Annotated in this window: 16 protein-coding genes; 3 read left to right on the forward strand and 13 right to left on the reverse strand. The window is 41.4% G+C overall.

Annotated features, from left to right (window positions below):
* Positions 1-32: 32 nt before the first annotated feature.
* Positions 33-935, forward strand: coding sequence for a LysR family transcriptional regulator (locus LQZ07_RS14195; protein ID WP_152784642.1), 903 nt, complete (start codon positions 33-35; stop codon positions 933-935).
* Positions 936-1,011: 76 nt separating this feature from the next.
* Here LQZ07_RS14195 and LQZ07_RS14200 read toward each other — a convergent pair whose 3' ends face one another.
* The 5 genes from LQZ07_RS14200 to LQZ07_RS14220 form a co-directional block, all read right to left on the reverse strand.
* Entirely contained in the window at positions 1,012-2,184 is a 1,173-nt protein-coding gene (locus LQZ07_RS14200) for a patatin-like phospholipase family protein (RefSeq protein WP_152784640.1), read from the reverse strand.
* A 10-nt stretch (positions 2,185-2,194) separates the two neighbouring features.
* Positions 2,195-3,052 carry a pyridoxal kinase PdxY gene (pdxY, locus tag LQZ07_RS14205; protein ID WP_152784638.1) on the reverse strand — a complete coding sequence of 286 codons (858 nt, stop codon included), beginning with the start codon at positions 3,050-3,052 and terminating at the stop codon, positions 2,195-2,197.
* A gap of 306 nt (positions 3,053-3,358) precedes the next feature.
* Positions 3,359-4,009 carry a hypothetical protein gene (locus LQZ07_RS14210; RefSeq protein WP_152784636.1) on the reverse strand — a complete coding sequence of 217 codons (651 nt, stop codon included), beginning with the start codon at positions 4,007-4,009 and terminating at the stop codon, positions 3,359-3,361.
* Positions 4,010-4,102: 93 nt separating this feature from the next.
* Complete coding sequence (locus LQZ07_RS14215; RefSeq protein ID WP_227981564.1) at positions 4,103-5,971, reverse strand: aspartate:alanine exchanger family transporter; 1,869 nt, start codon at positions 5,969-5,971, stop codon at positions 4,103-4,105.
* A gap of 84 nt (positions 5,972-6,055) precedes the next feature.
* Positions 6,056-7,429, reverse strand: coding sequence for a glutamate decarboxylase (locus LQZ07_RS14220; RefSeq protein ID WP_016401841.1), 1,374 nt, complete (start codon positions 7,427-7,429; stop codon positions 6,056-6,058).
* 2,413 nt (positions 7,430-9,842) lie between these two features.
* On the opposite strand from LQZ07_RS14220, the gene LQZ07_RS14225 reads away from it, so the two are divergent.
* Positions 9,843-10,265: a hypothetical protein gene (locus tag LQZ07_RS14225; protein ID WP_152784635.1), complete on the forward strand. Its 423-nt coding sequence runs from the start codon at positions 9,843-9,845 to the stop codon at positions 10,263-10,265.
* 137 nt (positions 10,266-10,402) lie between these two features.
* Here the strand turns inward: LQZ07_RS14225 and LQZ07_RS14230 are convergent, their stop codons facing one another.
* Both LQZ07_RS14230 and LQZ07_RS14235 read right to left on the reverse strand, forming a co-directional pair.
* On the reverse strand, positions 10,403-11,350 hold the full coding sequence (locus tag LQZ07_RS14230; protein WP_152784633.1) for a caspase family protein: 948 nt from the start codon (positions 11,348-11,350) through the stop codon (positions 10,403-10,405).
* An 8-nt stretch (positions 11,351-11,358) separates the two neighbouring features.
* On the reverse strand, positions 11,359-11,769 hold the full coding sequence (locus LQZ07_RS14235; RefSeq protein ID WP_152784631.1) for a TIR domain-containing protein: 411 nt from the start codon (positions 11,767-11,769) through the stop codon (positions 11,359-11,361).
* A 913-nt stretch (positions 11,770-12,682) separates the two neighbouring features.
* Between LQZ07_RS14235 and LQZ07_RS14240 the strand changes: the two genes are divergently transcribed.
* Positions 12,683-12,955, forward strand: coding sequence for a hypothetical protein (locus LQZ07_RS14240; RefSeq protein WP_152784629.1), 273 nt, complete (start codon positions 12,683-12,685; stop codon positions 12,953-12,955).
* A 738-nt stretch (positions 12,956-13,693) separates the two neighbouring features.
* Here LQZ07_RS14240 and manA read toward each other — a convergent pair.
* The 6 genes from manA to LQZ07_RS14270 are packed head-to-tail and all read right to left on the reverse strand — an operon-like array spanning position 13,694 to position 22,627.
* Complete coding sequence (manA, locus tag LQZ07_RS14245; RefSeq protein ID WP_152784627.1) at positions 13,694-14,881, reverse strand: mannose-6-phosphate isomerase, class I; 1,188 nt, start codon at positions 14,879-14,881, stop codon at positions 13,694-13,696.
* Between the two features lie 57 nt (positions 14,882-14,938).
* Positions 14,939-16,087: a glycerate kinase gene (locus tag LQZ07_RS14250; protein WP_249483162.1), complete on the reverse strand. Its 1,149-nt coding sequence runs from the start codon at positions 16,085-16,087 to the stop codon at positions 14,939-14,941.
* 23 nt (positions 16,088-16,110) lie between these two features.
* The gene (locus LQZ07_RS14255; protein ID WP_152784625.1) at positions 16,111-16,758 is read right to left on the reverse strand and encodes a fructose PTS transporter subunit IIA; all 648 of its coding nucleotides are present in this window, start codon (positions 16,756-16,758) and stop codon (positions 16,111-16,113) included.
* Positions 16,759-16,768: 10 nt separating this feature from the next.
* On the reverse strand, positions 16,769-18,505 hold the full coding sequence (locus LQZ07_RS14260) for a sugar phosphorylase (protein WP_152784623.1): 1,737 nt from the start codon (positions 18,503-18,505) through the stop codon (positions 16,769-16,771).
* A 10-nt stretch (positions 18,506-18,515) separates the two neighbouring features.
* Entirely contained in the window at positions 18,516-21,176 is a 2,661-nt protein-coding gene (locus LQZ07_RS14265) for a glycoside hydrolase family 38 C-terminal domain-containing protein (protein ID WP_152784621.1), read from the reverse strand.
* Positions 21,177-21,214: 38 nt separating this feature from the next.
* The gene (locus LQZ07_RS14270; RefSeq protein WP_152784619.1) at positions 21,215-22,627 is read right to left on the reverse strand and encodes a PTS fructose transporter subunit IIC; all 1,413 of its coding nucleotides are present in this window, start codon (positions 22,625-22,627) and stop codon (positions 21,215-21,217) included.
* Between the last annotated feature and the right edge of the window lie 125 nt (positions 22,628-22,752).

Below are 22,752 nucleotides of genomic sequence, written 5' to 3' on the forward strand. Positions count from 1 at the left end.
AGTGATAATCGGACTTGAAGGATCAAATCCACATGCATTTTAGTCTGGAACAACTTGCAGCATTTGTAGCGGTTTATGAAAAGGGCTCATTTAGTGAGGCAGCGGTTAAACTAAACAAACACAGAACCACCATTGGCCAAGTGATAACCAATCTAGAAGACCAACTGGCCGTTGAGCTGTTTGAGCGAATCGGCAGAAGCGCTAAACCTACCAGTGAAGGGCAACTTTTATATAGCTACGCCAAGGTAACAATAGAGCAAGCTAAATCCTTTAACAAAATGGCACTTAGCCTATCTTACGGGCAATTAGAGTGCCTAAATATTGCCTATACAAGTCTAATTCCCAGTGATGTATTAGTGAGTATTCGTCAGCTTTTATTAGAAAAATACCCGGCAATGAAAGTTAACTTTCTAATTAAAACCAAAGAAGAGGTTAAAGCAGGGATCGAAGATGATTCAATACAACTGGGCTTTGTAAATGTAGATCAACGCACCCCTATCACGAGTTTCGATATTACTTTCCTTTGTTACCTTACTTTTGGTCTATACACAGCTAAAAATAGCCCTCTGGCAGAATTACCAAACGACCAAATATTTGGTACTTTAAAGACCAGTAAACAGCTGATACTAAAAGCTTATTTAGATGATGAGATCTCTCAAAAAATTCTATTGTCATCTAATTACGAAGTTATTGAAGACTTCTCACTATTACTTAGCTTAGTTCAGCAAGGTGTGGGATGGTCATTATTGCCAAGGGTCACAATTGAAGACCTGGGCGATTTGTTACAACTACAAAAGCTTAACTTGAACGAAGTGAGAGATGATTTTCAGTTTCCTATTGCGCTTTGGGCACCGCGCGCTAAAGCGATAATGGAAATAAAGAAAGATGTAGAGTCACTGGTTGTTGCGTACATTAACGAACGAAGAGCTAGATAACGAGAACAAGCTATCTGGTGGCAAGGGCGAAGCAAGATGAACTTGTCTTCGCCTCATATTAACCATGCGAGCACGATTAGGGTAACTCTTTGTGCCACTGTTGCTGGTTAATTGCTTTCGTAAAACCGTAATGATAAAGCGCCAACATATAGTCTTCATCAAACATTTTTTTACTCTTTTTCTTCTCAGTAAAGTTTGCAGTAACGTAGGTGAATTTGGTGTCAAAGTTATGCTTTTCACTAAAATATAAAATTCGATACAAATCACCACGATTTTGATTAAGGGTTAAGCTTTGAACGCTGCGCCCAAGCAACTCTACACCTCTGTCCTTCAAATGTTGATAAGGTAGCTCTAGTCGACCATTACGCACCACATATATATTTGGTGAGCTGCTAATACCTAAAGATTCAGCCACTTTCTTATAGTCAAATCCTGCTGGGTCGGCAAACATTTGTGCACTAAGGCCGCCATCTACATGCATCTCTTCTAAACTTTCGCCACTAGCGTTTACTTCAATAAACTGCGGAGGAAAAATGCCGGGTATAGATGAGCTAGCACTTAGCACTTGATGAATCAGCTGATCCTTATTGGGATGATCACTTGCAGCAATTTGACCTAAGTTCCAAACAACTTGTCTACCAGAATCAAAATGAGTTGTACCTATAAACAAGCGCTTACCACTGTTATGTGTAGCAGCAATTTTCGCGATCATTTGCTCATCAAACGTTGCAGCAATAAACTCGTTTAAACCTTGCCCACTACTAACCCCATCTTTAAATACCGCATTTAAATAATTGCGCTTTGCCAAAATGCGCTTATCGCTAATACCTAACATGATGTTTTTCATAGTGACAATGTCGTCGCCACCTACAAATGCAAATGGCGCAATAAGAGCACCAGCACTTACCCCAGTGACCACGGAAAAATCAGGTAAGTTGCCGCTTTCATACATCCCATTAATAATGCCAGCACCATAGGCACCGTTTGCTCCTCCGCCAGATAAGGCAAGAATATTTAGCGAATTGGATGAGGTACGTAATACTGTTGTATTTGCGTCTTTGTCATATAGGAAATTTGGTGCCTCATTGCCCCAAAAGCGCAAGGGTTCACTCAATGATTGCTCGGCTATTAACGCTACTTGTTGATAGTTCCTTTCGGTTACACGCTTATCTAGCTCATGATGCGAACTACATGCACTTAACGCCAAAATAGCCAAAACAATCTGCACTAAGGTTTTTGTATTAAACATCGTCTCTACCTCAAGCTACTTTTGACGCAGCAAAGCTGTGGTGAGGCTCACTTAGCTGATCTTGTGCGTAAACAGTTTGCAGCTCCCACTCACCACATTGCCGAGTAGCCTCTAACACACCAAAACTCGCGTTGTTAGCATGCTCTAAAGCCATAATGGGTGGCCAACCTTTCAATAAGCCTCCGGTGAACAGCGCCGAGATAAGATCACCCACGCCCACAGGGGCTTTTTCAAACTCTAAATTAGGGCGTTTAACCAAATAGCAGCCACTTGAATCAGCCATCATCATGCAAAACTGCTGCTTTGATAAACTATGTAGGTGTTTAACCAACACCACTTTGGGTCCTTTTGTTAAAGCCTTCTGGCATGCCTTGATAGCTTCATTTAAGTTAGTTATTTCCATCCCTACAAAGCGGCTTAATTCAAATTGATTAGGCACTATCACACCTGCTTTTGGCATTACATGTTCAACCAAATACTCGCTAATACCTTCTGCTAAAATACAGCCTTTATCAGGGTCACCCATGACAGGGTCGCAAACGTATATCGCCTTTGGATTAACCTGTTTAACCATGTCTACGGCGGCAATTAATGAGGTTGCCTGAGCGGCATCGCCTAAATAACCAGATACAATAGCTTGGCATTGTTGTAACTGCCCTATTGCATCAATTCCCTTCACTAAATCAGAGATGGCATCTGCCGGAAAGCATTGGCCAGTCCACCCTTGAGCATATTGCGTATGATTAGAAAACTGCACTGTATGAACGGGCCAAACTTCAAAACCCATACGTTGCAGTGGAAACACCGCCGAGCTGTTTCCAGCATGGCCATAAACAACATGTGATTGAACAGAAATAATGCCTTTCATGATGCGACTTCTCTACTAGTTAAAATGGGAAGGCTGTGACACTGCCTTAAACTGAACTGGAATACCCAGCCCTATTTAGATACAGGCATATTATTAGAAGTGTTCGAGCAACGTTAATCAGCATTGATGGATCAAATCCTACCTATTCAATATATACCACCACTGCATATCCTCATTTTAGCCAACACAAGTTACCGCTCTAACGAAGTTGGCTTCTAGCGCATTTACGCGCTCACAAGACCTTAACCCTACGGCATAAGAGTTATAAAGTGATGAAGTGATGGATTCTGTGAAAAAGACTTAAGGTCACCAAGTTAGTGGCTGTAGTAATTCATACCAATAGTTAACTTGGCTAGGTAGAGGCTTAGGTAAATAACTAGCTTCAAATAACAATACTTGGTGGTTAAACCAAAACAAGCCAACCAATAAAGCAAGATACCCAAATCTCAAACTTATATTAGTTTTTTTTGTAAATGGTGAGCGTAGCAACGAGACTATTGGACCAAGATACACAGCAGCAAACCACGCGATAGAGCCTAGCGTAACAATGGCTAAGCGAAACATTGATAGATGGCTTTTCTGCATGGGTGCTTGCATTGCGATAAGCGAAAATTGTTCAGTTAAAGGCATAAAAAAGCCGGTAATCGCGCTCGCTAAAGCTAGATACATCAGTAAATCACCCACTACGAATAACCAATGGTCGCAAGCTCCTAACTCGTCCATCGTTGATGAACCAATAAAACAAATCAACGAAATAACCGATAAAGCAAGTGCTACAAATAACGCCATATCAGCTCTGATATGAATACCATGATTCACGCCAGGCAGCGCAATGCCACCATCAATATTGAATAAGGTCGAAATTTGAAAAGATACAATAGCGATGATAAAGCCCACAATCGTTAGGCGGGCTCGCATCACGTTAATTGCAATACGTATACCTGTAGGTTGTGTCATTAAAGGTACCTGTAGTCTTATGAGTAAAAAGCCTTAATAGCAAGCTGCTATTAAGGCTTTACAAATGATAAGTGCATGCTTAATCGTTAAGGGTTATGAGAACACCATGGCCATGTAACCTAAGATCAAGACTATTGCAGAGGTAAGCGCATAAGGTACTGGGTAAGCTACGGCAGCAATACCACTTTGCGAAATGTCCTGAATACCATTTAGCGCAGGCGTACTATTTCGTCCTCCAGCACAAGCTCCAGCTAATATGACCGGGTTCATCTTTCTAATGTAGTAACCGTAGAGCCAAGCTAAGAATGGTGGCACTAAAGCGCCTAACACACCTAGTACTGCTATCCAAAGCACGATAGTACCTTGGAATGAAGACATAATTTTAGGTCCAACTCCAGCAGCTAGAACCGCCACAAATAAGCTTAAACCAATGTCATTTAGGAAGGCTCTTGCCCCTTCACTAGTTGGGCCACCAAAATCTGGATTACGCGTACGCAACCAAGACACTAAAATCCCCATCAACATACAGCCAGCAGAAGTACCTAATGCAAATGGTATTCCGCCAATTTCAACACTAGCATGGCCAATCACAAAACCAATAAATAAGGCTAATGACATAAATGATACTTCGGTATAAGCACTTTCAACTATTGGTGTAGCTTTAAGCGATTTAGCTGCTTGTTCTACACACCATGCAGGACCAGCAAGGCGTAATACATCGCCTTTTTCTACAATGGTTTTAGGAAGATGTGGTATTGCCACACCAGCTCTAAACAACGACTTTAGATGTAAACCAAAACCAATCTTTCGGCCCACTTCTGTTAGCGTTTTTCCTGCAAACTCTGTTTTACCTACATGAATATCCGCAACTTCAATATCTACCATTCTGGCGCGAGGTTCCGAGACTTCTTTACCAACTTTTTCTTTGCCATTGAGTAATAGATTGTAATCGCCCAACACTCCAACAATATCGCCTAACTGTAAAGAAGGATCTTTTTCGGCATCAATCACTTCGTCACCGCGCACTACTTTTAGAATTGCTGCATGAGGATTCATTTTGAACAATTGGCTAACGGATTTGCCAACCAACTCTGCGTGTTCAACTTTATACGAGCGGATCTGCTTATCGGTGAACCCTAAAATAGATGTACCTGCTGTACCAGGTAGAGCACCACCATCTTCACCGCCACTAAATTCTTGTTCTGCTTTTTGGGCTTCAAGCACAGCATCTTTGCCAAACATCTTAGGTAAGTATTTAATCAACAAAATAATGAATATTGAAGATAATACGTAGCTAATGGCATAGCCTGCAGCCATATTGGCACCTACCGTATCAGCTGTTACACCTTCAGGTAATTGGAAAGCTCCGCTAGTTACTGCTGATTGAGCCACCCCCATTACAGCGGTCACTGTATAACTTCCCGAAATAATACCCGCCGCATAGCCAGGTCCTAGATCTAGCACTTTCACGCCAAAGAAAACGATTAAGAAGTTGGAGAAAACAACAATTAAACCAATAACTAAGAAGTCAACACCACCTCTTGCCAAGCCAGAAAAGAACTGAGGACCAACTCGCATACCTAAGGCATACATAAACAGCATCAGAAAAATATCTTCTACTAAGCCTGGGATATCATAGGTAATCCCATAAAGTGCACTAGAGGCCAGAGCAATTAATATACCTGTGACCAAAGTGCCCGCTGTAGCACCTAAATTGATTCCTCCAACGGTAATTCGGCCAATGGGGTATCCAATCGCTAAGGTTAAAAACAGATAAGCAAAAGGGTTACTCGCTAAATAACTTAAAGCCCAGGCGATACCGCTGGAAGCCTCTGATTCAATTGTTGAGGCATAAGCGTTACCAACAAACAGAGTTAATAAAAAACATAAGCCCAGTATAAGGCTTACAATGTATTTTGGAGGCGCAGCCAATACGCCCGTCAGTTTCGTTCGAACATTCATAATTAAAAACCACCTTCATTTAAGACAAAATAGAAGAAGTAAGCACTACTTCTTCTATTCCACTACTTCATAATGTGCCGATACTTAGCACTTGCCTGGCGACACTTTATGTAAGTCATGAAGTTTTGGAGGTGTAGCATTACCACCATGCTCTTCTAAATACTCGCAGGCCATTTCAATATCTTTGGCTAATATTTCCGCGGCATCGCGGTTTAAGTGAGGACGAACAACGATACGTAAACTGTTCACTTCCTGAGCATTAGCAGGCATAGAGTAAGCCGATAATATCCAGCCACGCTCACGGACTTTGTTTGAGATATCAAACTCGTTGTAGTTAGTCACTGATTCATCGAGTGTTAGCGCAACTACTGGTATACGCTGGGTTTCGTTCATTACTTTAAATTTACCGGTGGCTAACAAACGGTCACGCAAATACTCTGCATTTTCAACAGTTTGCTTCATGATGCGGGTGTAGCCATCTTTGCCTAAACGAATGAAGTTGTAGTATTGAGCCATAACCGTAGCAGAGCTCTTACTAAAGTTAAGCGTTGCTGTTGCGGCCTCGCCACCAAGGTAATTTACGTAGAAAACTAAATCTTCATTGAAAACGGCGCGCTCACGAAAGATTACCCATCCTAGTCCTGGAGGCACTAAACCAAATTTATGGCCAGAGGCATTAATAGATTGCACTCGTGGCAAACGGAAATCCCATTCATATTCTGGATATAAGAAAGGATTAACAAAGCCACCAGACGCCGCATCAATGTGCATTGGGATAGAAATACCTGTTTTTTCTTCGTAGGCATCTAACCAATCGTGAATAGCTTGAAAATCATCATCTTCACCGGTGAAAGTTTGACCAGCAATACCCACTACACAGATAGTGTTTTCATCAACGTACTCGTCAAGTTGCTCTGCAGTTAGTCGGTATTGACCAGGCTTTAAAGGAACAATACGAGGCTCTACATCGAAGTACTTAAGAAACTTTTTCCAAACAATCTGAACGTTACCGCCAGTTACCATATTTGGTCTTGAGGCATCTTTCCCCGCTTTTTCTCGAGCTTGGCGCCAGTTCCACTTGTGTGCTAATCCAGCCAACATGCATGCTTCTGATGAACCAATTGTTGCCGCTCCATAAGGTTCAACATCTTTAGGTCCATTCCATAAATCATGTAACCAATTAACACACTTTTCTTCAGTTGCTTTAGTGTGAGGATACATATCTGGATCTGCAAAGTTACGGAATGAACCGTCCTTAAAAATCTCAGCGGCTTCAGGCTCTACAAATGTAGTAACGAATGATGACAAATTAAGCATTGGGTTTGCATCGGTCCAACATTCACTTTTAACTAAAGCTGCCGCAGCACGGGCCGCCATACCTTGTTCAGGGAACTGCTGAGGAAGCTCAACATTAAACTGTTCATAAGGGCTTAAGTCTGCGTGTTTATCGTGTGTCATGGAATATCCTAAATATGATAACAATTAAAATATGTAGAACTCAGTTGTGTTGCTTAGCGCCAATTCAAAGTTATACGACGCCAAATAATCCGTATGAGTAATACGCTTTGCGTGTAACTGAAGCCAATCATAAAGAGGATTTAATAAACCTATTAATCAGGTTTGATGGATTGAATCATTCAAAAGAAGGAGGGAGGAAAGCAGCATTACAAAGTCGCACCCACATAATGAAACAGTAGAGGCGTCGATTCAAAAAGCGGTGCTCACAATTAAAGAACAATGCTTCCAAATGGTAGTGTTACAAACTTGTTTTACAGCGATATCAATCAATGCCAATGAACGATGTTGGATCGTTATCTCATTGTTTGCATTGGATATTAGAAAAGAAAAAAGACGCCCTTGGACGTCTTTAAACATGAAGATGGGACGGAGACCTCAGTGTTTAATTTGTAACCATCTGTATTGTATATAAATAAAAACTAAAACACCGTCAAAATATTACTTTAAGTATTACTTTTGGTATGGGCTGAGAGTCCTACACGCTTTCTAGGTTTTAAAAATACTACTGCTTAAAGTCTGCCGACTACATTCGGTCATTTTTAACATATAGATATGGTAAAGCATAGCTTGTCTATCCTCATCCATCGTTTCGTTTATAGTTTTTGTGCACTGATTCGTTTTAAAGTTGTTAAATCTAGCTTTCTACTACTGCGTTATCCCTACAACTCATACCTTGCTCCAATTAAGGCATTAGCTATTTAAAGTTATAGTTGGAATGCAGGAAGGGCTAATAACTATGTAGATTCATAATTGTTCGGCTTTCTCCGCAAATACGCAGCAGTTAAGGCATCAAGTACCACGTTCTCTATCATACATCCCTCATAGACTACTCAACAATATTGCGAGTATAGTGTTCCATCATTACAGCAAGGAACAGGTAGCTTTCGAGTGTTAGGATATAAATGACATCGCTGACAGTGCCTCGTACAGCCAATTCACGATTAAGCATATTAGCTAAAATAATATACGGTTAACCACAATAGTAGCCCTTTTATAAACTGTAACTAGGCACTATTTACTTTTATACCTGTCTAACGCATTCATCACAGGCCTTGGCTTCAGACAATTTGCGCTTTACCTAATCATTTTGGATATTACAATCATCGCTATCAATCCAGAATTTTTTGTGTGTCATATTAGCCTTTACCTACAACTTCTCCATTGATTTGTTGGCCGCTTAAAAATATCCCCTTGAGTGTCCCTACAAAGTTCGACACAACAGCCTAATGATAGCTACGAAATATCAACAACGGGTGCCGTTCTTAGACTCGCTTTTAAAGAACACTGCGGCTTCCTTTAACATACCCTTCTCTTGCTGCGTGCGTTTAAGTTCTCGCTTACCCTAGCGACTTCGGTCTGAAGATTTTACTCTTGAACTAGCTGTATATACTAAATAACCGTGCAGAATGTTGAATTAACAGCTTCTTGTTTGAACTATGTTGAATAGCATGTGCCTTTGGGGCATGAATTCAGCTTTTTAGTTAAATTACATTTTTCCCTATAAACGTGTCGAGTGCTAAAGCCTTACGATCTGTATCCAATCACCATATACGCAGATAAAAAAAAGCCAGTACCGAGTACTAGCCAAAAACAAACAAAAGCGAAACAATAATGTATCCCAAAATACCAAAGAAAATGTATCCTCCGCGTATCAAATAGACAAATATTCTGTTATGACGGCCTATTAGCGTTGGGCTGATAATATTGACTGGAGATGGATTTAAAAGCCATCATTAACAGTCTCAATCGGAAAGCTTAACGATAAGTTAGATACTTAAGTTTAACTTATCGTGACCATCAACAAACTACTATAGACTTTTAAAAAGAAATTGTTATGGTCAGGAATAAAATACGAAAATTTCATATATATCGATAGAGAAAAAATTACGACTAACCTTACCTAGGGTTTCACCGCACATTCGGAATACAAATGGAGCTAAGATAATATCGCAGACCCTATTTAAAAATAACTAATTAAAAAAGCAACCTAGAAGATATTTTAAAAATTAATAATAGAGTTAATGGATTTCCCGCCCTCACCACCAAATCGCTGTTTCAACGGATTGCATAAAACATTAGCAAACTAAACAAAGCCGCGTTCGTCGCCTCCCGACTCTCAGGTCCAATAGGGACTAGCTTAACCTACAGATAAAAGCTCATTATAACCAACCAATGAATGACAGATACACGCCCGATACAAAAGAGACCTGAAACTTTGGTATTTATGTTTAACTACGTGGTTAGCGCGCAACCAATTTAAGGCAGAAAAACAGTGTTCAAATTAAAAACATCAACTTCTCAACTATGCTTGTTCGTTTCATCTAATAGCACTCTTTTTTATATGGTCAGACCAATGCTCGTTAAAATATTGGAGCAACCTTTAATATACAAAACATCTGGAGTTGGTTTTAGAGAAAGGTTGGATTACATTCATTTCAACATAGATAGCAACCACAAAGTTAAACATCAAACACTAATTATAGATGCTGACTGCAAACAATCAAAAATATTTTTAAATCAACATTTCTTATCCGAATTCCATGCCAACGAGAAAATCGAAACTACGCTGGTGTTCATATGCGGTGAAATAACTGAAGAAGTTAAAGACATAAGCTCAGCATTCAATCATTCTCCAATTTTGTTAAAGCCATTTAATTATGAAACAGTTATGTCAGCCCTGTTGTCATCAAATGCTAAAGTTTGCAAACGAGCTATCAAAACTATAAATATACACAAACCTCGAGTGCTCTCTGGTTTAGACGTGTGCTACTTTTAGCTTAAGCCTTTCCTGAGTGATGAAATCAAAAGCATACAGCCATAAAATTAGTGGCGTCAAATTTTAAAATAGAATGAACGATTATTCAGCATTCACAGCTGACGATTTGGTTAGATATATCCACTGTTAGGTACTTTTTAAAGCCGCTTCTCATTAACTAAACGCCAGTATTGATAACCTAAGGCGCTCAATCGACAAGAGGTTGAGTTAATTGCTGCAAAGTACATGAACTCTGCATTGACAGGCACAACTAATCCTACGCTTTGATACTTTTGCAAATCTTTAAATATTTTAACATTAACAGGATCCGCACTTGATTCAGTATCTTCATACGATGGGTCCAATTTATGTTCAGAATCTGCCCTAGGGAAGTACTGTATAATTTTACGCAAGGTTTCAAATGGTACTTTAGGGGGTATGACTCGCAATGGGGAAAAGCTAGTAACATTTGTCTTGAAAATTGGGCGCTGATCCCATGCACCAAGAGCTTCATCAACATACGCATATAACGAGCCTGGTGTTATATTTCCTCGAATATCTGCTGCACCACCTTTCAATGCATCAATTAGAAGAGACGTAAATACACCGGCGCCATTTACTTCTAAAGCATATTCACTATCTCTACTGGCAGTTAAAACCGACATACCTTCAGCTAACTGAGCGGTACCATTACCTGATAAGCTAGGCGAACCCATTGCACCAGAGTGGCAACAATCGAAGATAATGACTTTGTTTCTTGCTTGCGATTGGTTTGCCAAGGCCAATATCTCGTCCATTGAAACGCCTTCGTCATATTTTTTAGCATCGGTTGTAACTAAGTAGCCCCCTGTACTTTTTATATAGCCATGCCCTGAAAAATAGAGCAAAACCATATCGCAATCTCCAGTAAATAGCTTTTCAATTGCTTCACGTAATACCGGCCTAGTGATGTCAGTGCTAGGGCACATAACCTTTCGAACCCCAAAGTTTGGTGAGCCGTCACCGTTCGACTCTAATACTGTTGCCAAAGTATTGGCGTCATTTACACAGCCTCCTAGCGGAGATGATGGGTAGTCATTTATTCCAATGATCAGTGCTTTTTTCATACGACCCTCTACTTGTTTTTACCTTCACCCATCATTTGATCGACCGCCGCCGCTATATCATCCCAATTCCATGCAATGGTTCGATTACGAGCCAAACCACTGGGGAGGTTACTTGTCGTATTTGCACCATCGACATATACCCCAAAAATAGGAACACTTTGATCCTTGGCCATAGTAATTTCTTTTGAAACCCCTGTAGCACTTGCCATAGTTTTACCGCTAAGCACGATAAGCATATTACACTTGCCAATTTTTCCTTTTATTAGGGCTTCCCATTGAGATTGGGGTAATGAAGACTTTGAAGACCAGTCTTCAATTGAGAATGGTGTTTTTGAGTTTTTCGATTGGCCTACGAATAAATTTTTCTGTGTAACATTATGGTCAAAATCGAAACTAATAAATGCTCTTGGGTCTGCCATTTTATACCTGCCTATTATTCACAATAAATAACCAATCTATCCAATTGATCTAAATTAATAAAACTCACGCAACCCTTATTGTATTCGGATGCAGTTATTACTATGAATTATACCGTTGGTAACCTCTTCGACGACCGGTATGACGTATCCCTAGAGTATCCACAGATACACTTATTTTATCATTTTCAGGTGATGATACGGCCAAGATACAACGCAGCATCTCACATTGCTTACTATTGCATTTATTTCTTTATACGAAAGAACCCTACAATAAGTAGTTGTTTGTCAGTTTGCGGCGTGCGTTTTATGGTGCAGTGCTTATTTTGGATTGTTGTCATTTTAGGGAGTGGATACTCCGAAACGGCTCACCGCTTTAGGCTAGAGTTCGTAGCGTATCACATTGTCCCATAGTTGTAGATTTGGTTGTTGTGTTGACCCAAGAATTAGAACCATTAGTAATTCTATTAGATATTATCACGTTGACTGTAGCATCTTGAATACCTAAATACACCCATCGGAGCGAAAGTATGAGTAAGTCACGTCGCCGAACGAAAGTTTGGTTTCATTTGCTGAATAAGCAGTGCAAAATCAATGATAAGCGTATCGCACAGTCACTGTGTACTACTTGCCGCCCTTAATTTAATCTGAAGAAACTCACTCTATTGGGCTCCTATGCTAGTTGCCGTAGAAGTCAAGAACACCAAACTGTGGACACCAAAAGACACACTCAATTAGGAGCTAACTCTTGGCCGTAAAACCTGAAGAACACAACTATATCGAGCACATAGAGTGCCTATCTCAATGCTTAGCTGAGCAATTAACCTCACTCCAAAAAGAAACATCCCAAAGCCGAGCCTACAAAATCACACTAACACAAAACTTAATGAAGGCTAGAGAAATCATATGGCAATTAATGTCAATAAAACAAACTATAGAAACACGCCAAAGTTTAGATATAAACGATAATCAAGTATGTACAGCGCCACTGCTACTAGCTTTACCCCCTCTCATCGCAACAAGCCATCAACTGTGTGACGCGTTGGGTGAACTAAAAATTGCCAAGCAGCCAGCTTTGCAAGCAAAGGTCCTAGCCCTGCAAAAGCAGTTTGATGAAGAGCAAGCTGAACTTGAAAAACGAATCAATTTGAGTCAATTTCTTAATTTAAGCTTACGTCACTTAACCTAATCCTCATTGTTATTGGATAATAAAGATGTTATTGCACCTACTTGAGTAGATGAACTTGAGTAGATGAACTTGTTTTATTGTTACGAAATTGTTGTGGTATTTTTCGAGCTAAAATCAATTGACGAACTCTTGGCTATCATAGGTGTAGTAAATCTCATTATGCGTACGATAGCCATAGCGTAAACAACGCTCTAATTACTTGTCGTAGTGTTTTTCGCCCCTATCCAGGGCTCTCATTTTTCTTATACAAAACCTGAGAATACGTCAACGCCGACACATCTACCCCAGTGCAACTTGGCTTTATCATAAAGCTCACTTCAGTACGGAGCGAGTAAATAGGGTTGCTATTACAGGGGCTAAATGAACTTATCTTCCGGGTAATGGGTTACAACTTAGAAACGCAATAGAACAGTGTCAATATAGAGGCAAGTCAACACTAATATGAATTAGAATGGCGATGTGTCTCTTTTCAGGAAGGACAATACATAATAAGATCACGTCTCAGACTCGTAGGCTCATGTTCACAGCTCAGGCAAAACAATAACTTAATCCCCCCCATCTAAGATCTGACACTGTACACAGTAATGCATCGCCGAGGTGACAATCGATATATCAAAACGATGTAGCTGGTAACTAGATAACATCTGCTATTGGAAAAAACTCAAATGGTCAGCCATAAAAAATAATACTGAAGGATATCAATTAGGAAATGGAGTATCTAGCCTCTAAACAACACTGTTAATTATAAGCTCTTGCAAGCACACCTTTGCCCTTATATAGATACTTACCAGCATCATTGCTGATGAATACCGACTCACCAGTTCGCAGCACTAATTGACTCTCAGTGGTAGAGATAGAGACCTCTCCATCAACACAAAACAAGATTTCAGCACTACGTAAGTATTGCTGGTTGCTCACTTCATCCACAAACAAGATATCAAAGCCGAAGTCGTCCACTGGGATCGGGAAACTCAGCTTATCTTCTTTCACTATGGGTTTGAGTTTAATACTTTCAATTTCCGTAGTTTCAAAACGAGTATTATCAATCAATTCAGGAACATCAATAAATTTGTGAGTCAGCCCACCGCGTAAAACGTTATCCGAATTTGCCATAATTTCTAATCCGGTTCCCTCAATATAAGCATGCGGCGTTTCGGCATGCAAAAACATAGCTTCTCCCGGAGCGAGCTCGACTGTATTTAACATCAGTGGTGAAAACAAACCAATATCATCAGCATAGTGCTGTTTAAAGCCTTTGCTGTACTGTAATGCTTCTCGCCCCAAAGCGGTCTTCGGTCGACGCTCATAAGCAGAATACAACTGCCCAAGGGCCAACTGTTTACGTTCACCATTTAGTGTCATCACTGCAATAAAAAACGCTTTCAAACCTTCGCTGCTAGGGGTGTTTTCCAACGCTAGAATTTCAGTGTAGAGCACGCTAATTTCAGCTTCTCTAAACAGCGCCACGATCTGTGATGTTGGACGGAAACCATTCATTGCTTTGTAAAAAGTCAAAGCATAAATAAGCTCTGGCTTATGGTTTGGGTCCTTGTAGTTACGATTAGACGCATCAAGGCTAATACCTAATTGGTTTTCTCGCGCGAAGCCAAGTTGAGCCTTTTTCTTGCTAGGGTGAACCTGTATCGATAGTGGTATTTCTGCTGCTAGCACTTTAAACAGATACGGCAGCTCACCAAACCTTGATTGTGTGTACTCACCAAACATTCCTTTGCTGTTTTGGCTCAATACGTCCGAAAGCAACTGTCCTGTTTCAGCCACTCTTGAGCAACCTCTAGGATGCGCCCCCATCCAAATTTCGGCTTGAGGTTGCCCATTAGGGTTTTTAATGCCAAACAGTTCGGAAATAGACTGCTTGCTACCCCACGGGTAGTGTTGGATAACATTATTTAATTTGAATAACGACATAATATTTCTTTGCATTACTGACAAGTAACCAAACGCGGTGATCACCGAAGCAGTCAGCTACTTGGTATTAAAGGTGGCACCCAACTTTAGCGTCGCGGCGATATTTCTAGCGGTACGAATCACGTTGCTATTGGCTTCGTTCAGCACTTTTTCAAGGCTTTGTGGAGAGCGAACAGTGGCAAACGTGCTATCAATCGTGTTGTACAACTCTTCAACTTCAGCCCCTAAAGAGCCTGCAATACCAATAACTGGTATCGAACTGGCTTTGGCACGTTTTGCAATGCCAAATGGCGTTTTACCTTGCAGAGTTTGATTGTCCATTTGGCCTTCACCAGTGATCACCAAATCCGCTTGCTCAATAACCTTATCTGCGTCTAACGCATCTAAAATCATCTCAATACCCGGCTTTATTTGAACATCAAATATCAACGATAACCCTAAAGGTGTTCCCCCTGCTGCGCCCACTCCTGAGCTTTCACTGCGTTCGACAAAGGTAATTGAACTCACCACCTTAGCAAAATGACTTAAACAACCATCTAGTTTTTCAACCAAGCCTTTAGATGCACCTTTCTGCGGGCCAAAAACTGCGCTTGCTCCATTCGCTCCAACCAGTGGATTGTCAACATCGCATGCAACAATGAACTCGACTTGTTTGCAACGAGGGTGAATATCAGACAATTCGATATGTTCAAGGGAAGCAAGCGCAGCTCCGCCTTTTAATAGTTCGTTACCGTCTCGGTCCAAAAATCGTCCGCCCAGAGCTTGTACAATACCTGCTCCGCCATCGTTGGTTGCACTGCCGCCTAGGCCCAACATAATTTTACTTACCCCCATATCTAGTGCTTCTCGGATAATCTCACCGGTGCCATAAGTGGTCGTTACCGCAGGATCACGTTCGCAAACATCGAGCAAATCCAAGCCAGATGCAGCCGCCACTTCAATCAGAGCGGTGTTCCCGTTGTCGACCAGCGCCCACTGTGCACTAACCTTCGAATCGACACTAGTCTCTAAAGGACCAGTAACGGACGAGATTCGCATTTCACCGGTTAACCCTTGCATCAGCACGTCAACTGTCCCCTCGCCCCCATCGGCGAGAGGAAAATGTACGTATTCGGCGTTAGGAAAAACCTGAGCGAAGCCTAGTTCAATGCAATCACAAACCTGCTTGGCTGTCAGTGACTCTTTAAATGAATCAGGTGCAATCACTATTTTGATAAAAGATACCCTCTCTAAAGTAGTAAGAACAAAAACGCTGAAATCAGTAGGCCGACTCCAAGAACTATTGGATAAGCAATTTGGCTAATGTCTTTTGCCATTTGTGACTCTTCTTGCTTCTGTTTCGCATCTGAAGTCGCTTCGCTTTCCGAATGGCTACCTTCATCGGTCTCGACTTGCTGAGTATTTTCATCTTGAGAGCTATCGTCCTCCGCACCAAACAATTTCATAATTTGTTGAGTCGAGTTGGCTGCTAATAGCTCATCTCGGAAATCATCATCAACAAGTGACGAGGTTAGTGTCGTCAATACTTCCATATGCGTGGAGCCTGCTTCCGCAGGCGGGATCGCTATCAAGAAGATCATATTGACAGGCTCATCACCGTCGATGCCTTGCCACATCAGTTCGTCTTTCAAAAAAGCACAGGCAAACACAGGCTCAATAACCGCTGGTGATTTACCATGCGGTACCGCTAGATATTCACCTAAAGCTGTCGGCCCCTCTTCCTCACGTAGCAATACGGCATCTAGGAACTGCTGCTTATAGGTTAATTTTCCTGCTTGGTCAATTTTATCTGTCAGTGCACAAATTGCTGCAAATCGGTCGTCGAACACTGCATCTAACGTGATTAAGCTTTCAGACGTTAAGTTAGATAATTTCATGTGTGATTCCTTATTGCACTTTAGTGATATGACTTTGCACTTGAGCAGAACAAGTTTGTTGTTTCAGCCAAACAAATTGATACGGTTTTAATATAAAGACACTCTCTAGAGCCTCACAACTAATCAGATCATATCCCCCTTCCTCTAGGCTCACCTTTTGTAAAGATTCACTTAAGTTCACTACAAATCTAATCGACTCCGCACCATCTCCTCGCTGTAGTGCAAATACCTTATCGCTAAGTTCTAAGATCTTTTGGCTAGAAAGTGGCGAAAATGCTGTTTGAGTCTTACGCAATTTGACCAATTCAGTCATCTGACCATATACTAGCTGCCGCAGAGATCCAGCTTCAGCAAGCTCGGCTTCCAATTCATCTAAGTCGAACTTCTTTCGGTTAATTCTGCGATTACAGCCCGACTCCAACAAGCCTTGAATATCGTTTTCACTGCCCAATAAGCTATGATAATAAATCGCTGGTACACCGATAAACGAAAGTAAAATAGATTGTGCGGCTAAGAACTTCTTCGCTTTAAAATCTTCGCTGTCTTCTGCATCAGTTAAAGCACTTAAGTAATTGATATTTAATTCGTAAGGCGATTGCGTGCCGTTACCATTGTTCTTGTAATTTACACGTCCGCCTTTTCGTTCGACCTGCTCACACATCAAAAGGCGGTCTTCGTTACTCAGAATACCTTCAGTTGGACGAACCCCCACTCCATCGTGACTAGCAAGGAAGTTAAAGTAAGTCGTCTTTCTACCTTGCTTTAACGACGTCATGGCTTCGTCGGTTAAGCCTTTCGCCCATTCAGTTAGTATTGAACTGTTTTGACTCATAAAGGCATGCAGAGTTAAAGGTGGCAGCGGGAACTGATACACCATGTGTGCTTCATTTCCCTGACCAAAATACGAAATATTTTCTTTGTGCGGTACGTTCGTTTCGGTTATTAGCAGTGTCCCAGGGATCACTTCGTCAAAAATGATTCTCCACAGTTGGATAGTTTGATGTGCTTCAGGAAGATGGATACAAGAGCTATTAAGTTCTTTCCAAATAAAGCCAATCGCATCCAAACGAATTGAGCGGCCACCGTTGGCGGCATACATCAGCAGAACATCGATAATTTCTAACAACACATTAGGGTTTCGGAAATTGATATCAATTTGATCATCCGAGAAAGTTGTCCATACATGGGTAGTCTCACCCGAAGCCTTACTAAACGATGTCAAGAGCGGTAATGCGCGGGGGCGCGTAACACACGAGTAGTCTAGGCTTGGGTCAGACTCAACAAAGTAATCTTGATATTGCTCATCACCAGCTAAATACGCTTGAAACCAATCACTGCTTTTCGATATATGATTGATAACGCAGTCGTACATCAAATCAAAGTTTTCGGACAAAGCGTTAAGGTGCTCCCAATCACCTAACCTTTCATCGATTTTTCGGTAATCAACCACGCTGAATCCGTCATCAGATGTATATGGGAACATTGGCAAAATATGAATATTGCTGATGGAGTCTTTTAAGTACTTATCAGCAAACGACTTCATGATACTTAAGGTTTTTTCACCGCCCCGAGAGAAGCTGTCACCATAAGTAATCAGGTATGACGTGGTTTCATCAACCCACTTTGAATACTTTGGCGCACTTGGTTTCCATTTTTCAATCAACACTAAGATTTCTTGCGTAATCGAATCAGCATCCGCTTCGCCATAAATGTCAGCAACTTTATTGAAGATTGTTTGTTCAATCATGTCTCGGTCCTTATTGAACAACGGCAAACGTTATACGTAAATCAATGCTGTTATTTGGCTTAACCACTGCGAGACAATTTTTCTTAGTACTAATAGAAGACTCTGGGTACGCTTTCAGCTGTTCTCGGTAATCAACCAGCTCGACTTGTTCAAACTGTTTGAACGCCGTTAGATCCAGTTCGATAGCTGAAAGCGTTGGGTTAAATAATCGAACGACCACTGCGTCTGTCTTATAGAACGAGTGCCCAATGCTCGATAGCTCAAGCGGTTGCTCTAGTGAAAATAGGCTGAATGACGCCAAACGCTCGCGAAAATCGAATCGGACTTGGAAACGCTCTAATCGGTTTTCAAAACTATTTAGTGCTTGCTTTTGGTAACTAAAAGGCGCGTCAAGATATTCTCTCTCTAGCATACGAATCGAGTCGTGTTTAGCATCTTCCGTTAAGGCCAAAGCAAAGCTAAATTGCATAGACTTTTGCAGCTGTGCATCCGAAGTATGAACCACAGTGTCGTTAATGCCGGAAGCTCGTCCCGGTCGCCAACCTAAATCATCTTTACCCAGCACTCCTGTCGACTTAAATAGAGTTAATGCTATTTTATCTGAGCCCTCTCCTTTGATAATTTGGAATTCTTTAAGCCCACTACCGTTAATCACTAATGCTTTATTTTGCTCAGCTAACGCCACTGCACCTTCCGTGATTTCGATGTCAATTGGACATTCACGGAATTTATGTTCCCACCCTTCAATTGACGGCTTTATTGGTCGCTCCATCAATGCAAATGGTTGAGTACTGATAGAGGTGTTGGATTGCACGTCAGAGTTAACCAATACACGAACTCGGTGGTCTTTCGCTTGGTTGATCGTTTTGATGTTCACTACTAGTTGCTCACGACCCTTGCTAAGCGTTAGATTTACCTCAAATACCGCCTGATGATCGTTCTGAGTTGCTATACGTGCGCTAAGATCGACAGGAATATCGAGTGTCGCACGCACCGTCATCACCTGCTCTGTTTCGCCGACCTGTGTTTCAACAAGCTCGATGGATTCGTTAAATAATGGGGTGTCACCTTGTAACGGCGAGAAGTCATATGAATCGCCATCATCCGCTTGTTCTTCGAACGTAAGAAGCTGAGGAATATTACGACCAGTTTCTTTATCGATTAATTGAAGCTGACCGCCATCGCACTTCAACATAAGTGATTCGTTTTCAATCGCAGTTTGTCTACGTACTTCCATTTGAACATTGTTCACATCGCTTGGCTGAACCTCATATATCTGATAACCCATTGCAGGTAAATCATTCACTAAAATGTTCAACTCGAATCGATAGTACGGCGAAATCGCGACCTCTTTCTCTCCGTCTTTAGTAACTTCAATGACTTTTCCGCCATCTAACATCTCACGCTTGATCACTTCGATAGAACAATGTCCATTAGCATCTGAAATTGCTATGTTTACATCTGAGCTAAAAACAACGGCTTTTACTAGACCTGTATATGCTTGAAGCTGTCCGTTAAAAAGTATCAACTCGCCGTCATGACAGCTGCTCGCGATTTCTTTAATCACCAAGTTATACAATCCATGGCAAATTTCTTGAGCTTGTTTTAGCCGGTGCATAATATCGACATTGGTGGCATCACTGTTACAACCACCAATACTGTCGTGTGCTTGACACTCAAGGAGCTTCTTCCAAGCAATATCGATAAGTTCGGTATACACAATAATGCCTTGCGCTTTTGCTATCGCAGTAACCACTTCAAGCTTCTTTATTAAGAACTGCTCCACATCAAAGTTGAGTTTTTTGATGTCATATCGCACTGAACCGATTGTTTTATGAATTCGCGCATAGCGTGGAGCTTTTAACTCACCGTAATAAGTTTCAAAGCTATCACTGTTGTCTCGCAATACATCCACAAACGCCTCCATCGATGATATGGCGTACACGTCTTGATCTGGGGAACGCTGCGTCGCGGTCTGGAGTGTGTTTGGAAGCTCTGGATCAATATTTACTTGATCGCCTCCCGATGGAATAAGCACTTCATCTAAGCCAGAAAGAGCCTTTATCTTCTCAACCATTGGGAAGATTTTTTTGTCCAAATGTTCCTCTGTTGCCACCATGTTTTTTGCGGCGCCATAGCCATAAACAAGGTTATAAGCGTAAATCTCGTCGCCACCAGCAGAACACCATTTAAAGTTAGAACGCTCTACCTGTTGGTCGTAATCAATCCCTCGCCAAAAGATGATATTGTCGATCCCCATGCCTTTAAATAGAGTCGGCATTTGAGCATTGTGACCAAAAGTGTCCGGCAAGTAGCCTACCCTCATGCTATGACCTAAGCCTTCGGCGATGTGCACACCATATTTAAGATTTCGGATGATCGATTCACCCGCAACATTGTAAGTATCTGTTTGGGTGTACCAAGGACCAATAAACAGCTTCTTATCAGAAACCAATGCTGCCAGACGTTCGCGCATATGCGGTAGGACTTTGAGGTAGTCCTCAACAATAGATGACTGTCCATCTAAGTGATAGCAACTATACCCTGACTGAGTTTCCAGCGTATCGATAACTTTTGTGAAGTTATACGTAGCTAAAACATCACTATCTTGTTGGGTAAAATACCACTCACGATCCCAGTGCGTATGTGGAACTACATGAATTTTAGCCATTAATTTGTCTCGACTTGTCTTAAATTTTTGTTAAAGAGTTAACCTAGTGAGGTATTAGTAGGGTGAGGATTAGTACATAGCAATAATGCAACTGCGATAAGTCCTGACCCAACAAACACAGATAAGGTGTAGCTAATTGGATCTGATGAAAGGAACCACCCCCATACAGCAGGTAATGGCAAACTTTGGAAAACGTTTAGGACAACCGCAAGTTGAGTACCAATGATTGAACCAAGAATCATAATTGGGATCATCTTAGGGTTCTTTAGAATAAACGGAATAGCGCCTTCTGAAATACCAATCATACCAAGCATTAAAGAGGTTTTCCCCACGGTTTGCTCTTCTGCAGAGAATACACGCTTGCGAAATTTACCATCTAGCATAGCCGCCAAGCCCACACCTATTGGCGGTATAACAATAGCTAGTTCACGAGCGATAAGATCGAAGCCTTCGCCCACTCCATTAAGGCCCAGCGCAACCGAACCGGCAGCTTTATTAATTGGACCACCTAAGTCAAAAGCAGTACCCGCCGCAATTACCATCGAGTAGATACCTCTCCCGGCATCGCCAGCCTCGGTAAATAAAGTGATCATCGCAAGGTTTAGAGCACCAAAAAAAGGGTTAACTACGTATTCCATGGTTAGCACCATCACTACCCCCGTTACAGCTGGTACAAACAACATCGTTTTGAGTGTTGTAAGATCAGTTCTTACTCGAATCGCTTCGTTTAGGTAGCGAACCAAGTAACCCACAAGAAAACCGATCGCAATAGCTCCAAAGAATCCAGATGGTGCCCACCCTTCTAAATCAAAAAATCTCTTATACGGTTCGTCGGTCATCAAACCGCCGATAAAAGCTGGAATGAGCGCAGGTTTTCCCGCGATAGAATAAGCAAGGTATCCCGCGAAGATCGGATACATGAACTTTATCGTCATAAAACCAAGCTTATCGAGCGTTTCAATTGGCGTCCCAGAGATATCAACAAACTCTCCAGTAATTTTCGCCACAGCCATCAATAAGCCACCAAGTACAACTACAGGCAGCATATAACTAATACCTGTCATGATGTGACCTATTACGATTTGGTAAACCGAACACTTTTCATTATTAACTTCAACAGAGTTGTCTGGCTTTTCTTTACCACGTAGAAAAACCGTCGGGAGTAAATCGTCGACTCGTTTAATCAGCTCTTGGGTACGGACAATCAGGGGATTTGCGTCATCAAAGCGCTCCATGTCCATAATTGGTACGTCGACAGCTAATACGACTCCGTCTGCAGTTGCGATATCATACGCAGTTAGTTTATTCTTAACACCATCACTACCTTGCGTTTCGACCTTAACTTCATAACCTTGCTTTTCAGCCCAACGTTGAATTTTTTCAGCTGCCATAAAGGTATGCGCAATCCCGGTGGGACAAGCGGTCACAGCAACCAACGTTTTATTACTCATGGTTTAGCTCTTTGTTATTATCAAGTAGTCTTAATTATATGAAGCGTAAATTTATGCTGACACTGTTTCATCGTACAACTGACGTATCACGGTACATCCGTGATTGAGGTCATGGTAATTCCCCC

Origin of the sequence: Agarivorans sp. B2Z047 (assembly GCF_023373605.1) — a bacterium.
Classification (GTDB): Bacteria; Pseudomonadota; Gammaproteobacteria; order Enterobacterales; family Celerinatantimonadaceae; genus Agarivorans; species Agarivorans albus.

What these genes read in the sequence shown, in the direction of transcription:
- LQZ07_RS14195 (WP_152784642.1), top strand. Translation starts at nt 33, where the DNA reads ATGCATTTTAGTCTGGAACAACTTGCAGCATTTGTAGCGGTTTATGAA.
- LQZ07_RS14200 (WP_152784640.1), bottom strand. Translation starts at nt 2,184, where the DNA reads ATGTTTAATACAAAAACCTTAGTGCAGATTGTTTTGGCTATTTTGGCG.
- pdxY (WP_152784638.1), bottom strand. Translation starts at nt 3,052, where the DNA reads ATGAAAGGCATTATTTCTGTTCAATCACATGTTGTTTATGGCCATGCT.
- LQZ07_RS14210 (WP_152784636.1), bottom strand. Translation starts at nt 4,009, where the DNA reads ATGACACAACCTACAGGTATACGTATTGCAATTAACGTGATGCGAGCC.
- LQZ07_RS14215 (WP_227981564.1), bottom strand. Translation starts at nt 5,971, where the DNA reads ATGAATGTTCGAACGAAACTGACGGGCGTATTGGCTGCGCCTCCAAAA.
- LQZ07_RS14220 (WP_016401841.1), bottom strand. Translation starts at nt 7,429, where the DNA reads ATGACACACGATAAACACGCAGACTTAAGCCCTTATGAACAGTTTAAT.
- LQZ07_RS14225 (WP_152784635.1), top strand. Translation starts at nt 9,843, where the DNA reads ATGCTCGTTAAAATATTGGAGCAACCTTTAATATACAAAACATCTGGA.
- LQZ07_RS14230 (WP_152784633.1), bottom strand. Translation starts at nt 11,350, where the DNA reads ATGAAAAAAGCACTGATCATTGGAATAAATGACTACCCATCATCTCCG.
- LQZ07_RS14235 (WP_152784631.1), bottom strand. Translation starts at nt 11,769, where the DNA reads ATGGCAGACCCAAGAGCATTTATTAGTTTCGATTTTGACCATAATGTT.
- LQZ07_RS14240 (WP_152784629.1), top strand. Translation starts at nt 12,683, where the DNA reads ATGTCAATAAAACAAACTATAGAAACACGCCAAAGTTTAGATATAAAC.
- manA (WP_152784627.1), bottom strand. Translation starts at nt 14,881, where the DNA reads ATGTCGTTATTCAAATTAAATAATGTTATCCAACACTACCCGTGGGGT.
- LQZ07_RS14255 (WP_152784625.1), bottom strand. Translation starts at nt 16,758, where the DNA reads ATGAAATTATCTAACTTAACGTCTGAAAGCTTAATCACGTTAGATGCA.
- LQZ07_RS14260 (WP_152784623.1), bottom strand. Translation starts at nt 18,505, where the DNA reads ATGATTGAACAAACAATCTTCAATAAAGTTGCTGACATTTATGGCGAA.
- LQZ07_RS14265 (WP_152784621.1), bottom strand. Translation starts at nt 21,176, where the DNA reads ATGGCTAAAATTCATGTAGTTCCACATACGCACTGGGATCGTGAGTGG.
- LQZ07_RS14270 (WP_152784619.1), bottom strand. Translation starts at nt 22,627, where the DNA reads ATGAGTAATAAAACGTTGGTTGCTGTGACCGCTTGTCCCACCGGGATT.